The sequence below is a fragment of the Myroides odoratimimus genome (genome assembly GCF_038039805.1).
Taxonomy (GTDB): Bacteria; Bacteroidota; Bacteroidia; order Flavobacteriales; family Flavobacteriaceae; genus Flavobacterium; species Flavobacterium odoratimimum_B.
In genome coordinates this window covers 187,503-202,128 of record NZ_JBBPHK010000004.1, presented here as the reverse complement: position 1 = coordinate 202,128, position 14,626 = coordinate 187,503, and the positions used below count along the sequence as shown (strand labels likewise).

The following is a 14,626-nucleotide window of genomic DNA, read 5'->3' as shown; positions in this document are numbered from 1 at the left end:
CTAATAATCAAAAATTAATAAATATATTCAAATCATTAACAACAAAAACTAACTTATCATCACTAATAAATAGTTATCCAAACTAACAACTATTTATTTAGTTTTACAACTAATTAAATAGTTTAAATATAAAAAATTATCTAAATCAAAATAACACTCTTATTTTCAATTACTTAAAAAACATAAATAACAGAGTCTATTTATAAATACCATTGGAATAAAAAAGGTGCTAACCTATATCTTAATTACATAATCAACTTATCTTTGAGCTCTTAAATACCCTTAGGCAATTCATTAAATATGTCAACAACAACATTTAAATCAAAAAACAATGTATTTTCTTTAATCAAGCAATCCTTTTCTAATGAGAACTTTGACTTGACTAATATGTCTATTAATAAAGCTGTTTTTCTATTAGCCATTCCTATGATGTTTGAGATGCTAATGGAGTCAGTATTTGCTTTAGTTGACTTATATTTTGTTGGTCATTTAAAAGAGAGTGCCTACGCTATACAAAGTGTTGGGCTAACAGAGTCTTTACTATCTATTATTTATGCTATATGTATAGGGATTAGTATGGCAGCCACAGCTATTGTAGCAAGGCGTATAGGTGAAAAAGATAAAGAAAAGGCAGCGCAAAATGCGGCACAAGCCATCACACTTTCAATATTAATCACTATTGTATTAAGCGTACTCGGTTTTATCTATGCAAAAGATTGGTTACTGTGGATGGGAGCATCAGAAACTTCAGCAGAATATGGATACGGATATACCAGAATCTTATTAGTCAGCTGTGTATCTATCATGCTCTTATTCCTTATTAATGGAATATTTAGAGGAGCAGGTAATGCGGCCATAGCCATGAAAAGTCTTGGTTTTGGTAATATCATCAATATCATCCTATGCCCTATTATGGTTAGAGGATGGTGGATATTTCCAGAAATGGGATTAGAAGGAGCTGCTTACTCTACAGCTATAGGACGTAGTATGGGGGTAGTGTATCAGTTGTATTATCTGTCTAAAAAAGACTCTCTTATTCAGTTAAAATTAAAGTACTTCAAAATACAATGGGATATGACCTGGAATATCATTAAAATCGCAGTACCAGGTATGGTACAGTATATGATATCTACTTGTAGTTGGGTTATTCTTGCACGCATAGTAGCGCAAAGCGGAGGAGAAATAGGCTCGTCAGGTTTCTTGACATGTTTACGTCTTCTTGTGTTCTTTATTCTTCCCGCATGGGGATTGAGTAATGCTGCCTCTACTTTAGTTGGTCAAAACTTAGGAGATAACAATCCCGACAGGGCATATAAATCAGTGATTGCAACTTTAAAATACAATGTCTTCTATATGGCTATTGTCACGATTATATTCTTCAGTATGGCCGAAATTTTAGCTTCATTCTTTACAACTGATGAAACTATTAAAACAGTCGCTAAAGAAGCAATGTATATAGGAGCTATTGGTTTTATAGCTTATGGAACAGGAATGACCTTGATGAATGCCTTTAATGGAGCTGGAGATACTGTTACCCCAACAATAATAAATATTGTAGGGTTCTGGTTATTTCAGATACCTTTTGCTTATTTAATGACTTATCATTTTAATTTGGGTTCTACAGGAGCATTTATCGCTATCCCTTCTGCCGAATTAGTAATCGCTATTCTTGCCTTTATTTTATTTAGGCGAGGTAAATGGAAACAGAAAAAAGTATAATAAAAATGCCTTAACATCATCCTGTTAAGGCATTTTATCTATTTAGTATATTCTGATTCTTTTCTAATCATATCCACATGTGGAATACCATCTTCTAAATACTCTTCAGAAGAAGGTTCAAAACCAAATGAACCATAAAAGTTCTTCAAATAACTCTGAGCACCTATCTGAATATCTTGAGCTCCAAACTCCTCTTCTATCTTATCTATAGCATGTTGCATTAAGATACGACCATAACCATCCTTGCGATAGTCTGCGTGGACAGCTACTCTTCCTATAGCTATTTCTGGATAACTAAGCCCAGGAGGGACAATACGAGCGCAAGCAACGACTTGATCTAACTTCGTTGCATAAATGTGTAAACATTTCTTATCCTTACCATCTAATTCAGGATAAGGACAGTTTTGTTCTACCACAAATACATCTGTACGTAAACGCATAATATCATATAATTCACTCACTGTCAACTCATCGAAAGCTTTGGTATGCCAATGGATACTATTCATAACTCAATGTTTTAAAGTCTATTACTCAAAGATAATTATTACAATTAAAGTTGCCTAAAATATTATACAGATATCGTTTATCATAATAAAAAAAAACAGTAATCACGTTTCCGTGATTACTGCTTCAACAACTTATTATACTCTGAATTTGCCTAATTCAAAACACGCTAACTAACTAATTTATTTTAAATGCTACTATTGTACAGACTCTAATTTAGAGATAGCTGTAACGTCATTTGCATTTTCGATTGTAATACCTTTTTTAGCAATACCTGTTGCAACATCAATATTGTATACTTGGAAACGATTTGTTTTCTCTATTGGAGCTACATAGTGTACTGTTTTCTTATCCTTCTCTACATATATCTTTTGTTTATATGGCATTTGTGCATGATCAGCAATAGTGTCTATCCATCTAATAGATTGAGTAGATACATTTACGATTGCTAACTTAGTCACACCAGACCAAGTGCTTTGAATATTCTTATCTACAAAGAAGCTCACTAAGAAATCATTACCTCCAATGTACTCTGCACGAGATAACTTATGTCCTCCTGATGCTTTTTGTACATCAAAGAAGTATCCTTTATCTATCTCATGGTTTTTGATTTTAATAAAAGCAGAAGGGTTCTTAGACTTCTCAGCAGGAGACCATGCATATACAGATCCATCTTCCACTTGTTGAATACCGTTCATTCCAAACCAGCTTCCTATTAACCCAGTTCTATCATCTATAATAGTTTTACTAACTTTAAGACTTGGATAATCTACTACTGCAATAAATGTATTGTCTCTATATTTTGTATCTCCTTCTTTTGGCGACACAGAATAAGGAATATATAATTTATCTGTTCCTACCGCAAACACCCCAGTTAAATTACGCCCTCCAGCTTCTTCATCTTTATATTTTAATTTATCAAAATCAACAGCTCCTTTATGAGTCATTTGTTTTAACTCAGTATTTATAGCAAACAGATTTCCTCCTAATGTAGCACTAACTACATCAGTTTTTCCAATATTTCCATAACTACCTATTGTTTCAGTCGCTAGTTTAGTTCCCTCTACTATTTCATTCTTAGCATTTAAGCTATAGAATGTCAACGGGCTTTGTCCACTGAATCCATATACAGCAGCCATTAATTGATTGTTTTGTACGAAGAATGAATAAGAATCAGTTTCGATACCATTGTTCTTATCTATTTTTATAACACCTTCTGTTAATGACGATGCGGTTGCTATATATTTTGTTCCTCCTTCTTGTCCTGTCAAGGAGTTAATCACAAATACATAAGAACTAGCTTTTTTACCTTCTTCAGGAGTTGTTGGTTTTTCTGGTGATGAGTTGTCATCACTACTACATGATGCTATTAATACAAGTGATAATAGACCTAGTGTTTTTTTTATGATATTCATATTATATTTAATTATGTTTTTTATAAATTATATCTCAGTTTTAAAGTCACTGAACGACTTGGCTTTTGTAAACTGAAGTTGTCATACAATGTCTTATTAGCTAGATTCTTCACCTCTACTGCCACATTATATCTTCCATCACGAATAGCATAGTGCAAACTGATATCTTGTGAGAATTGCTCTGGTATATATCTCTTATACTTAGCGATACCAGCACTAGGAGCATATAAATAATATTTCTGTACATACATCATATTATAGTCTAGACGCAAACTATTCTTAGATCCAAATATTTCTTTAAAATTGAATGACACCATCCCATTTCCATATAGATAAGGGATATTAGCCACTCTATCTCTATATAAAGCACTCACTTCCTCAGAATTATTCTCATACTTCATATCGTTTAAAATATCTTGGTATGTAACATTAGCCATCACAGAGAAGAAATCTTTGTAGCTATATCTTATCTCTCCATCAAAGGATTTTACTAATACCCCACCGATATTTCTATTTACTTTTTGAGCTGCAGTACCTTGTCCTGTATTAACTTCCTCCTTTATATAATCTTTAGCTTTTCGATATAAGAAGTTAGTCTCTACCTTGAATTGGTTTACTTCATTAATAGCAAATCCATATTGAAGTCCCACATTAAAGTTATTACTAGACTCTGGTTTTAGATTATAATTAGAAGCTAAGTTTACCTCATCCCCAAACATCTCATATGCTTCTGGCATACGTATGCTATGTTCAAAAGACCCTTTTACTTGTAAGTCTGGCAGTATATTATAAGCTGTAGCTACTCCATATCCAGTAAAGTTCTGTCTATTGTCTTGTGTGAAGTAAGTCTCGTTATAATAGCGTTCTGAGTAATTATATTGGAAGTACTTCTTTAGAAATGCTATCGCGTTCCACTTTTCATTATGCGTATACTGGTAACTAAAACCTAGTATAGCCTTATTAGATTTCTTAGGTAGATTATTATTCTTTAACGTAGCGTCTAATAGATCCTCTCCTTTTCTATTAAATAAAGATAGATTATAGTTTACCGCAAACAGATGATGCTCACTTAGCGCATAATTCGCATTAGCGATTACTGATCCATTATTATTTTTATACTTAAACCTTCTTCTCTCTATCTCCCCACCTTCTTTCTTTAAAGTATTTTTTATAATATAATCTCCATCCCAGTTATACAATCTATTTACTGTATCTACAGATTGTTCACTACCTAGATTATAATTAGCATTTACAGAGACATTCAGATTCTCTACTAAGAAATCTTTCTTTGTATAACTAAAACTTGGTAATATTAAGTCCCCTTTAGTAAAACGACCTCCATAGACATCTTCCATTCTATTCCCAGTCTGGATCTGATTATAATTCTTTCCTAACGTAATCCCGAATAGTAACTCATCAGCATACCACTTATTCACCATACCTCCTTTTAGGACAATTCCTTCATTGTGATAACGATCGTGGAATCGACGAACTCTCTTTGGCGTAAGTACTCCTGTTTCAAAATTGTGAACATCTACATTCACTTTATAATCATTGTCAGAATAGTTTTGATAAGCATTTAATTGAAACTTATATCCTTTATCCGTAGTCATTCCCATATTGATAGATGAACGCACAGTATTAAAAGATCCATAAGAAACTGTGGCATCTAAATATTTACTCTTCGTATTCTTAGTGATAATATTTAAAGCACCTCCTAGAGCATCCCCTCCTAAACTAATAGGAACTACCCCTTTATAGATCTCTATGCGTTCTATCATATTTACAGGGATATTGTTTAGTTGAAAAGAAGATCCTACACCTTCTAAAGGAACACCATCTAAGTAGAATTTAATCTGATTTCCACTAAAGCCGTTTAGAGCAAAATTAAAGTTAGAACCAAGTCCCCCTTCTTCTCGTACACGTACTCCAGCACTTCGGTTTAAAATCTGATTGACATCAGATACTGTATTGGCTAAAGCTTTTACTTCTACAGCGTTGACAGTATAAGCACTTTGCCTTACTTTTTCACTAGCACTCTTAGCTTTAATATTAATTTCACTTAATTGCTGTTGTTGTTCTTTTAATTTTACTGACAGTACTTTAGTAGTTTCTTGATCAAAAGTAATATTGCTTTTAAAAGAGTTGTATCCCATAAAACTAACTTCTATGGTCTCTTTTTTATTTGGAACTTTTAACTCAAAGTTTCCTCTTTCATCAGTCTGAGTAGACTGATTAGATTCGATACCAACAATGGTTGCATAAGCTATTGGTACATTTTTTTCATCTAACACTTTTCCCTTTATAGAATAAGCCAGTTGTTGAGCATGACATAAAAGGTTAAAAGAGAATAAGAACGTAAGTAGTATATATTTTTTCATTTAAGATTGTATTTCTCAAAAGGCAATAAAGAACTTGACACAACACCTTTTGATTACTATGCATTGAATATTTAACTAGTTTATAAATCACATATAAGTGTTTACTTAGACCATAAATATTTAACAGCTATTTAGATATTCCATAATTAACTATGATTAGCAACAAAAAAATAAAAATCTAATAATCAACATATTATCAACAACAACACATTAATTATTATTTAGACTAATTTTATATAGATGCAAATATATAGTAAAACTTAACATAAAATCAAGTTATGCGAGTATTTATTTTTAATAAATCTAAATAATAAAAAAAGGCGATTATTCATAAAATGAATAATCGCCTCTATATTAATGCGTTATAACGACTAGAACAATCCTTTTAATTTATCGATTGCTCCTCCTAATCCTTCTTTTCCTCCTAGTAAAGACCCTAGCATATCTTGTGCTCCTCCTTGTCCTAGTCCACTTAGGATTGTAGACATATCAAAACCTGATTCTCCTCCTTGTATTTTAGCTACTATAGCTGATACCACTTGCGGTACTACACCATTAGCAAAACTTCCAGCTACACCTTCTGATAAACCTAATTTACCAACTAATCCACTGATAAGGTTACCTATCATACCTGTTACGATAGGATTAGATGCAATATTAGAAGCTTGACCTGATAATAAATTAGTCAATCCACTAATATCTCCAGAGCTAACACTATCCTTTAATCCATTGATAATACTGTCTCCTGTTTCTTTAGTAACTGCACTTGTAAGATCTGAAGTGATCCCACCTTTAGCCACTTCACTAGAACTAATCTGTTCTACTAATTTTGTAATTTGCTCTAACATAGTTTTATTTTTTAGATGTATAAAACTACTTATTATTTTCGCAATACTTGCGTTTTCTCAAAAATTTCATCCCATATTAACACTTTACTTTCATCAGTAGAAGCATTAATATTAGGAGATAAAGAAAAGGCAGGTTGCATCAATACTTGAATAGCTGGATGAGGCTCCTCTTCGAATCGATCAATCCCAGCAAACAATACCGTTTCAGCATTTACTACGTCCACTAAATCTACTTCGTTAATCGCTTCTGGATAAGCACAGTTAATCACTCCTATCAAGTTATGAGCATGACTAAATGCCTCTTTATCTAAGATATACTTTTGATAATGCTTAGTATGAATAGTGATAAAATGAGAATCATGTAATAATCTATGCATATCTGTAGAAGCCAAATCTACTCTAAAGTGTATTCCATTTGGCAATACAAAGTCAGCTTTAATCTCAGGTACTGAGGCATCTGTATACAACACATTCATTCCTAAAGCCAACGCTTTTTGAGCCACCTTCTCTCCTGCTGTATTTAACCCAATAATTCCAAGTGTCTTACCTGCTAATTCTATCCCATTGCTATAAGACTGCTGTAGAGATTTAAAACTAGCATCACCTTCTAAAGGCATATTGCGGTTCGACTCTTGTAACAAACGACATCCCGAAAACAAATGTGCAAATACTAACTCTGCAGTAGCATTAGACAACGCTTCTTCAGCCCATATTACTTTAATACCACAACTTTTGATATAATCTATACTATCTAAGTCTATCGAAGTACCTGCAAAAACAATAGCTTTTAGATGAGACATCTCCTCTATCATTTTTTTATTCAATAAAGTTCCCTGTTGTAACAACAGAATCTCTATCTCATTCTTACTTGTATAATTAACTAACTGTTCGTGAGCTACACGAACCTCTTTTACTTCAAATCCCAATCCCTCTAAGTCGTTCTTTACTTCTTCTGGGATACCATCATTCGCTAATATTCTCATCTGCGTTATTTGGTTCTTTATTAAATCTTTGATTTCATCGTATGTAACACTTCTACTAGAGCATCCACACTCTCTTGCTTCAAGGCATTATACAGAGAAGCGCGATATCCTCCAGCTACTCGATGACCTTTTATATTGGTGATATTCGCCTCCATACACAATGTATCGAAGACGCTTCTCATTGTCTCTTCTTTAAAATCAAAAGTCACATTCATCTTTGATCGATATGCTACATCAGCTAGTCCTACTACATAATCTAACTCATCTATAGCACGATATAGAGTAGCTGCTTTTTGATTATTAATCTTTTCGATAGCCTCTACACCTCCTAAACGTTGTAACCATCTCAAGTTTAATAAACTCGTGTATATAGCAAACACATTAGCTGTGTGATATAAACTACCTTTATCGATATGCTCAGCATAATCCATCATTTGAGGTATCATACGACCTGACTTATCAAGAATACTATCTTTTACTAAAACAACACTTAACCCTGCTGGGCCTATATTCTTTTGTGCTCCAGCATAGATTAGGTCTATTTTATCACAGTCATATACTCTCGAATAAATATCCGAACTCATATCACAGACTATCGGACAATCTGCCTTAGGCACATCTCTAAACTGCGTACCATATATTGTATTATTAGAAGTATAATGCACATAATCTAGCCCCGAAGGAATAACGATATCTTCTGGGATATAAGCATATTTTCTATCCTTAGAAGTAGCTAATACCTCTACTTGACCGAACGCTTCTGCCTGTGTTATAGCTTTAGAAGACCAATTACCAGTATCGATATATCCTGCTCTTGTCTGCATCAGATTATATGGAACTCTTAAGAATTCCATACTTGCTCCTCCTTGTAAGAATAGAGCTGAATACCCCTTCCCTTCTAGTCCCAACAGAGACAGAGCCAAATGCTGTGCTTCTTCTAGTACAGCTATAAACTCCTTACTTCGATGAGAAATCGAAAGTAGTGATAATCCACTTCCATTAAAATCCAATACAGCATCAGCGGCTCCCTTATATACCTCATCTGGTAATAAACAAGGACCTGCGCAGAAATTATGTACTTTACTCATGTTGTTCTGTTTTTCTGTGAAACCGTGAATTTGTGAAACTGTGAAATCGTTTTTTTGTGATGTCGTTTTTTTGTGATGTCGTTAAATCGTTTAGTCTATAATCCTAAAATTAATCTATCACTTGGCGCGGATTTATAATTCTTGCCATCACTAATCACTACAATCCTAACAAAAACTCAATAGTATCCACATTATCTGCATAATCCCATAACTGTGGTTCTTGTGTCTGTCCAAAAGCAATACTACCTTCTACCAGATTATTAGATACGATACATTGTATTTTATCCACATCCTCAGCCAGTCTCGCTTTTACTTCATTAATATCAGTATAGTACTCATAAAATACAGATGATATAGGTGAAGCATATCCTTTATCTTCTTTCACAGTTAAGAATCCATTATCTAGAATCTTAAACTCACTCATTAAGAATACAGCCTTATTGTAATCATAGTTATTAGAATACTTTTCATATTCGATCACGTCTTTGTATTCAAACATACCTTGATAAAAACTATCAAACACATATCCTTCTGGTACGAATATCTTAGAGACATTACGACATCCTAAGCCATAGTATGTAAACACGTCTTTACCTAAGGCTACCATATCTTCATGACTCTCAGTACCATCTAGAACAGCAACTGAGTTTCTATTCTTGCGTATAATATTAGGGACACTATTAAAGTAATAATCAAAATAACGAGCTGTATTATTACTCCCTGTAGCTATCACTGCATCAAATCCTTCCATCTTTCCTTCAATAAAGTCAAAACGACTAGCAAATCCAGGTTCTACAGCTACTAAATAATTAGCTAAAAAAGGAAGTAATTTCTGGTCATTAGAAGACATTTTTACCTTAGCGATATTACCCGAAATCAATACACTGATAAAATCGTGAAACCCAACTAAAGGAATATTACCTGCTAAGATCAATCCTACACGCTTATTAGGCTCACTAGAAAAATCATATTTTGAAGTCCACTTATCTAAATTATCTTGTGTCAACGCACTTGCCCAAGAGTTGATCGAGATCACTACTTGTTCTAATGTGAACCATCCATTATAGTTTACTGAGCTGTGAATCAGTTCTTCAAACTTTGAAAAAAATTCATCATTATGACATACATCATTGTTTTTTACAAATTCATTTGCAGCGAATTGGCTCAAAAATTGACCTAACTTAACAAATGCATTTTTTTTAACATCTAAATTCATATTGACTTGTTTGTGAATTGTTTTGGGTGTAAATTTGCATACAAAGTTAATACATATAAAACAAAATATAAGCTATGGCAATCATTATAACAGACGAATGCATAAATTGTGGAGCTTGCGAACCTGAATGTCCTAACACAGCGATATATGAAGGAGCAGATGACTGGAGATATAAAGACGGTACAGCCTTAACAGGTAAGGTAGTTTTACCTGACGGTACTGAAGTTGATGCTGAAGCAGCTCAAGAACCAGTTTCTGATGAGTTCTACTACATTGTACCATCTAAGTGTACAGAGTGTAAAGGATTCCACGAAGAACCTCAGTGTGCGGCAGTTTGTCCAGTAGATTGTTGTATTCCTGACGACAACCATGTCGAAAGCGAAGAAACTCTTTTACAAAGACAAGCATTCTTGCACAAGCACTAAGCAACATATAAAGCTACTCCTAGGGAGTAGCTTTTTTCATTTATCACCATAGCCATAAACTGATATAATACTCTTCTAGCTCAAGAATTCTCAAAGGATTCTTGAGCTTTTTGTTTTTGTATTTTGTAACAACACCATACCGCCGTATATAAAAAAACATCTTATAACACTATATTACAATAAGTTATAAAAATATTTTTTATTAACTTTATAGGTAATTAACACAAAAAACAAAATCATTATGAACAAATCTCATGCATTCTGGATCACAGCTATGATCCTTATCACGACCTCAGCCTTTGCAGATAGTCCCTCCATCAAGATATGGGGAGGAGGACTTACACTAGGTTCGCTTATTGCAGTATTTCTATCTTGGACAAGAAACAAGTCTATTCTTTGGGCCATTGTCCATTTCTTTCTAGGATGGTTATATGTGATTTATTATTTCTTTAGTAACAATTCTAAATAGCATAAAAAAATAGGCTCTGATGACTAGTCATCAGAGCCTATTTTTAATCTATATCTCTATTGCCTTGTTTTAATAAAAAAACTTTTAAATAATCCCAATCGACCAAGCTTACATTCTATCATTTAACACACTATAACTATCCATGGTGAGCTATAAATGTGAAAGGAATAGTATAGCTCCGATTATAGAAATTACCGTATAAATCTTTATTAAAGTGATACTCTTCTATTTTTAAACTATTTAGAGCATTAAGAGTGTTAATCACTAAACCTGAGTACAAATGATTACTCACTTTATAATCTCCAGGAAAAGAAAATGTTACAAACCATTTCTTACTTAGATAATCAGCTTCTATATTTACTAAGATATAAGAAGGTACTCTTCCTGTAGAAGTGTACAAATAATTTTGTATTTTCTGTTTTACATCTTCGTAGAAAGCCTCAAACTTATGTCCTGGAAATTTAGAATAAGTATATAGTAGACACCCCTTATCGTTTAGCTTAGCTCCATTTTTATCATAACAGCCAATAGTCTCCTTCCCTTTATCATGCTTATACTCTTCTACTAGACCTCCTTTTAAGAACTGCTTTCTTATGTAAATCTGTTTCTTTCCTTTCTTATCTAATAAAGTTCTCTTACTCTCTTCCTCTTTAACTAATTTTCTTGTTTCTATATCAAGCTTATAAGTCTTAGTCAGTAGTAAGTACTGATTATCCTTTAGGCTTTTCCCCGTATACTTTACTACTCTATCCCACGTAGATACAGAATCTACAGCATTTATACTATTAAAGTATCTAGTGAATAATGTATCTTTCTCTTGCTTATTTAACTCTTTTACAATATCATATCCACTTAAAAGTTGCCTATTAATTATAAGCGCATCCGAAGCTGGTCCCCCCTGACCATATCCTAATATTGAAATTAAAAAAAGTATGAAAGCCGTTATTCTATTTAATTGTATTGATCTCATTATCATATCTATTTCTGAATTTTATAATTCAATTCCATATTGTTATAAAATATTTTTCACTTACTTTATTGTCTAAATATCCTTTATTTTAGGTTACTCTAGTTTTAAAAGACCTACTACCTAGATATTTATTACTATTCTCTTAGATCATCCCTTCTACAAAGCATTCTATTTTTGATCATCTAAAGTCCTTTAGTCTCTAGCTACTCCTATCTTTTAAAAATCAATGGGATAAACATAGTTCTATTATAATAATTACCATTAATATCTTTCTCAAAATGATATTCCTCTAATTTCTCATTATTCAATACATGAGCTATAGCAGCTACTAAACTAGTATGCATATCAGAACCTAATTTATACTCCTTAGGAAAGTCTAAAGCTAGATTCCAACGCTGACTCTCGTAATCTGCCTCAATAGCCAATATGATATAACGTGGTAATTTACCTCTACTGTTGGTAATTAAATTAGTTATTGTTTTTTGTAAATTGCGTTGAAACTTTTCTGTTTTTTCAACTGGGAAAGGAGTTTGAGAGTAGCGAAGGCATCCTGTTTCATTCAGCACATTTCCATCCTTATCTATACATTTGGCAGTGTACTTTTTATTCTGATGAACTACTTCTTCTACCAGTCCCTCTAACAGATATCTTCTATTCAGTATATAAGTAGCATCTGATTTATTCTTATGATATATCTTCTCACTTTCAGTATTTAACTTTAGCTCCTCCACATTCTTTTCTTTAAGCATACTCTGGGCAGACAGCTTATATTTATTATCGTCCAGTTTTTCTCCTGTGTACGTTACTTCCTCTCTCCATAAACGTGTAGAGTCTACTAAGAAGCTGCTTAAATAATGTCTCGTAAAAACCGTATCTCTTCCCGCTTTTACTAAATCTTGAATAACATCATTGCCGCGATATACCTCAACACTATCATACTGCTTTACATTTCTTTTCTTTTTTTGACCATATACAGTCATAGTTGTAATAGCTAATACCATTGCTAATACAATGTTTAATAATCCTCTCATGTGTGATGTCTATTGATTTTTACAAGCGAATCCAAAACTATAAAGTCCATTTCCTAAATCCTAGACATTATCTGACAGATTCACTACTTTTTGGATTTATTCTTAACTTCCTGCTCAAGGAGAATAGTAGGTCAATAAAAGGATACTCGTTCGACTAATAACCTCTTTTCCCCACTAAATACGGCTTATTGTCCACTAACTGTCGAAGGAATCACAATCAAGCCACTGTCTATAAGACTTTAAGGATATATAATGAAAGTATCCATTCTACACAAACAACAATTAAAAACCTACAAATCAACACATTAAACAAAAATCACTCTTAAAAAAAATGACTTCTTTTTTTAAAAGAATAGCTCATTATAGGACTTTAAAGAGCCTTTTAGCAAAAAAAAAGAAATATAATCTATAAAAACTCTTCATAAAAGGTCAATTATTGAATCAAAAAGTAAAAAAGTGAATTTATTATTTTTAAGATTACACCTCTTATAAAAAGTTTATTCATTGGCTTAGATGTCTACAAAGAGCACCATGTTTTGATCTTAAAGACTAGATTAAAAAGAGTCTAAAAAAATGGGGATAGACACTAACCTGTCTATCCCCCTACCAAAAACTAAAAAATGTAAGATGCTTACAAAATTTACTTGTATAAAACCTAGTCTAATATAGATATCGGTTTGAAATTATCATTTAATGCTACGAGTGTGAATAATCCTGTCACTACCTGGATGCGTTCATCTTCCCTCATCTTCTCTCTATACACATTGACACGGATGCGAATACTCGTATTACCGATAGACTCTACCTCGCCTACCATTTCTACTAATGAGCCTGCTGGTATTGGCTTGCTGAAGTCAATCTTATCGCTGCTAACAATCACAAAGTTCTTTCTACAAAAACGCGTAGCGGTCATAAATGCTGTCTCAGTCATCATCATGATTACTCGTCCACCGAACATGGTATTATGATGATTAGTAGTATCTGGAAATACTACCTTAAAGACACTAGTGATTGCCTTCGATTTGCGTTCTTCTATCTCTGTTTCTATTAACATAGTTATATTCGTTAATCCTACAGTATTCAGACAATACTATAGACTAGATAGAGAACTATCAAACTGCTATTCGAAAAAATGATTTGGAATTAAATGAAAAGGTACAATGTGCTTATCCAAGATTATACAGACTATAATCTCATGGATTAAATAATAAACACATTCCAACTTGACATAAAGCTCTAAACCGCGAAAGCATAGTCTATAAACAGAATTAGGCAGGTCTCCTGACTTGTAACTATTTTTTATCGTCCTTCCCATTACTTAAGTAATAACAGTGGATCACTTGGATAAAAAACTAATGAGTTACTTACAGTTGCGCGACAGTTCGTGATTCTCACACGATTCCCTTTTCATATACAACTAAGTATAACCTATTTCTATGGAATTAATACTGTATTATTTTCTAATACTGTGGCGAAGATAGTAATTCTTTTGAAACATACAACACATTTTAATCAAACAAAGCCACATAAACAATGAAGTCTATGTGGCTTTTATCAATAAGTAAGTCAATACATCT

The 14,626-nt window shown here is 32.9% G+C and carries 13 protein-coding genes and 1 riboswitch; of the genes, 3 read left to right on the top strand and 10 right to left on the bottom strand.

What is annotated here, in order from left to right; all coding sequences use genetic code 11:
- Positions 1-300: 300 nt before the first annotated feature.
- The gene (locus AABL85_RS05740) at positions 301-1,719 is read left to right on the top strand and encodes an MATE family efflux transporter (RefSeq protein ID WP_341309453.1); all 1,419 of its coding nucleotides are present in this window, start codon (positions 301-303) and stop codon (positions 1,717-1,719) included.
- Between the two features lie 38 nt (positions 1,720-1,757).
- Here the strand turns inward: AABL85_RS05740 and AABL85_RS05735 are convergent, their stop codons facing one another.
- The 7 genes from AABL85_RS05735 to AABL85_RS05705 form a co-directional block, all read right to left on the bottom strand.
- The gene (locus AABL85_RS05735) at positions 1,758-2,225 is read right to left on the bottom strand and encodes a GNAT family N-acetyltransferase (RefSeq protein WP_341309452.1); all 468 of its coding nucleotides are present in this window, start codon (positions 2,223-2,225) and stop codon (positions 1,758-1,760) included.
- A gap of 195 nt (positions 2,226-2,420) precedes the next feature.
- Positions 2,421-3,638 carry a DUF4374 domain-containing protein gene (locus AABL85_RS05730; protein WP_341309451.1) on the bottom strand — a complete coding sequence of 406 codons (1,218 nt, stop codon included), beginning with the start codon at positions 3,636-3,638 and terminating at the stop codon, positions 2,421-2,423.
- 20 nt (positions 3,639-3,658) lie between these two features.
- Positions 3,659-6,019: a TonB-dependent receptor gene (locus AABL85_RS05725; RefSeq protein WP_341309450.1), complete on the bottom strand. Its 2,361-nt coding sequence runs from the start codon at positions 6,017-6,019 to the stop codon at positions 3,659-3,661.
- Between the two features lie 371 nt (positions 6,020-6,390).
- On the bottom strand, positions 6,391-6,867 hold the full coding sequence (locus tag AABL85_RS05720) for a hypothetical protein (RefSeq protein WP_006256954.1): 477 nt from the start codon (positions 6,865-6,867) through the stop codon (positions 6,391-6,393).
- Between the two features lie 32 nt (positions 6,868-6,899).
- On the bottom strand, positions 6,900-7,850 hold the full coding sequence (locus tag AABL85_RS05715) for an NAD(P)-dependent oxidoreductase (RefSeq protein ID WP_341309449.1): 951 nt from the start codon (positions 7,848-7,850) through the stop codon (positions 6,900-6,902).
- Positions 7,851-7,870: 20 nt separating this feature from the next.
- A complete protein-coding gene (gene serC / locus AABL85_RS05710; RefSeq protein WP_341309448.1) occupies positions 7,871-8,938 on the bottom strand; it encodes a 3-phosphoserine/phosphohydroxythreonine transaminase in 1,068 nt (355 codons plus the stop codon).
- 157 nt (positions 8,939-9,095) lie between these two features.
- A complete protein-coding gene (locus AABL85_RS05705) occupies positions 9,096-10,154 on the bottom strand; it encodes an acyl-CoA reductase (RefSeq protein ID WP_131540627.1) in 1,059 nt (352 codons plus the stop codon).
- A 74-nt stretch (positions 10,155-10,228) separates the two neighbouring features.
- Between AABL85_RS05705 and AABL85_RS05700 the strand changes: the two genes are divergently transcribed.
- Positions 10,229-10,579: a 4Fe-4S dicluster domain-containing protein gene (locus AABL85_RS05700; RefSeq protein ID WP_006256958.1), complete on the top strand. Its 351-nt coding sequence runs from the start codon at positions 10,229-10,231 to the stop codon at positions 10,577-10,579.
- A 241-nt stretch (positions 10,580-10,820) separates the two neighbouring features.
- Positions 10,821-11,048 (top strand): hypothetical protein, encoded by a 228-nt coding sequence (locus AABL85_RS05695; RefSeq protein WP_006256959.1) that lies wholly within the window; start codon positions 10,821-10,823, stop codon positions 11,046-11,048.
- A 136-nt stretch (positions 11,049-11,184) separates the two neighbouring features.
- Here AABL85_RS05695 and AABL85_RS05690 read toward each other — a convergent pair whose 3' ends face one another.
- The 3 genes from AABL85_RS05690 to AABL85_RS05680 form a co-directional block, all read right to left on the bottom strand.
- Positions 11,185-12,018, bottom strand: a complete 834-nt coding sequence (locus AABL85_RS05690) for a hypothetical protein (RefSeq protein WP_341309447.1) — start codon at positions 12,016-12,018, stop codon at positions 11,185-11,187.
- 209 nt (positions 12,019-12,227) lie between these two features.
- Positions 12,228-13,049 (bottom strand): hypothetical protein, encoded by an 822-nt coding sequence (locus tag AABL85_RS05685; RefSeq protein WP_341309446.1) that lies wholly within the window; start codon positions 13,047-13,049, stop codon positions 12,228-12,230.
- Positions 13,050-13,704: 655 nt separating this feature from the next.
- Positions 13,705-14,103, bottom strand: coding sequence for an acyl-CoA thioesterase (locus tag AABL85_RS05680; protein ID WP_341309445.1), 399 nt, complete (start codon positions 14,101-14,103; stop codon positions 13,705-13,707).
- A 200-nt stretch (positions 14,104-14,303) separates the two neighbouring features.
- A riboswitch (cobalamin riboswitch) is annotated at positions 14,304-14,496 on the bottom strand.
- Positions 14,497-14,626: the final 130 nt, after the last annotated feature.

What these genes read in the sequence shown, in the direction of transcription:
- AABL85_RS05740 (WP_341309453.1), top strand. Translation starts at nt 301, where the DNA reads ATGTCAACAACAACATTTAAATCAAAAAACAATGTATTTTCTTTAATC.
- AABL85_RS05735 (WP_341309452.1), bottom strand. Translation starts at nt 2,225, where the DNA reads ATGAATAGTATCCATTGGCATACCAAAGCTTTCGATGAGTTGACAGTG.
- AABL85_RS05730 (WP_341309451.1), bottom strand. Translation starts at nt 3,638, where the DNA reads ATGAATATCATAAAAAAAACACTAGGTCTATTATCACTTGTATTAATA.
- AABL85_RS05725 (WP_341309450.1), bottom strand. Translation starts at nt 6,019, where the DNA reads ATGAAAAAATATATACTACTTACGTTCTTATTCTCTTTTAACCTTTTA.
- AABL85_RS05720 (WP_006256954.1), bottom strand. Translation starts at nt 6,867, where the DNA reads ATGTTAGAGCAAATTACAAAATTAGTAGAACAGATTAGTTCTAGTGAA.
- AABL85_RS05715 (WP_341309449.1), bottom strand. Translation starts at nt 7,850, where the DNA reads ATGAGAATATTAGCGAATGATGGTATCCCAGAAGAAGTAAAGAACGAC.
- serC (WP_341309448.1), bottom strand. Translation starts at nt 8,938, where the DNA reads ATGAGTAAAGTACATAATTTCTGCGCAGGTCCTTGTTTATTACCAGAT.
- AABL85_RS05705 (WP_131540627.1), bottom strand. Translation starts at nt 10,154, where the DNA reads ATGAATTTAGATGTTAAAAAAAATGCATTTGTTAAGTTAGGTCAATTT.
- AABL85_RS05700 (WP_006256958.1), top strand. Translation starts at nt 10,229, where the DNA reads ATGGCAATCATTATAACAGACGAATGCATAAATTGTGGAGCTTGCGAA.
- AABL85_RS05695 (WP_006256959.1), top strand. Translation starts at nt 10,821, where the DNA reads ATGAACAAATCTCATGCATTCTGGATCACAGCTATGATCCTTATCACG.
- AABL85_RS05690 (WP_341309447.1), bottom strand. Translation starts at nt 12,018, where the DNA reads ATGAGATCAATACAATTAAATAGAATAACGGCTTTCATACTTTTTTTA.
- AABL85_RS05685 (WP_341309446.1), bottom strand. Translation starts at nt 13,049, where the DNA reads ATGAGAGGATTATTAAACATTGTATTAGCAATGGTATTAGCTATTACA.
- AABL85_RS05680 (WP_341309445.1), bottom strand. Translation starts at nt 14,103, where the DNA reads ATGTTAATAGAAACAGAGATAGAAGAACGCAAATCGAAGGCAATCACT.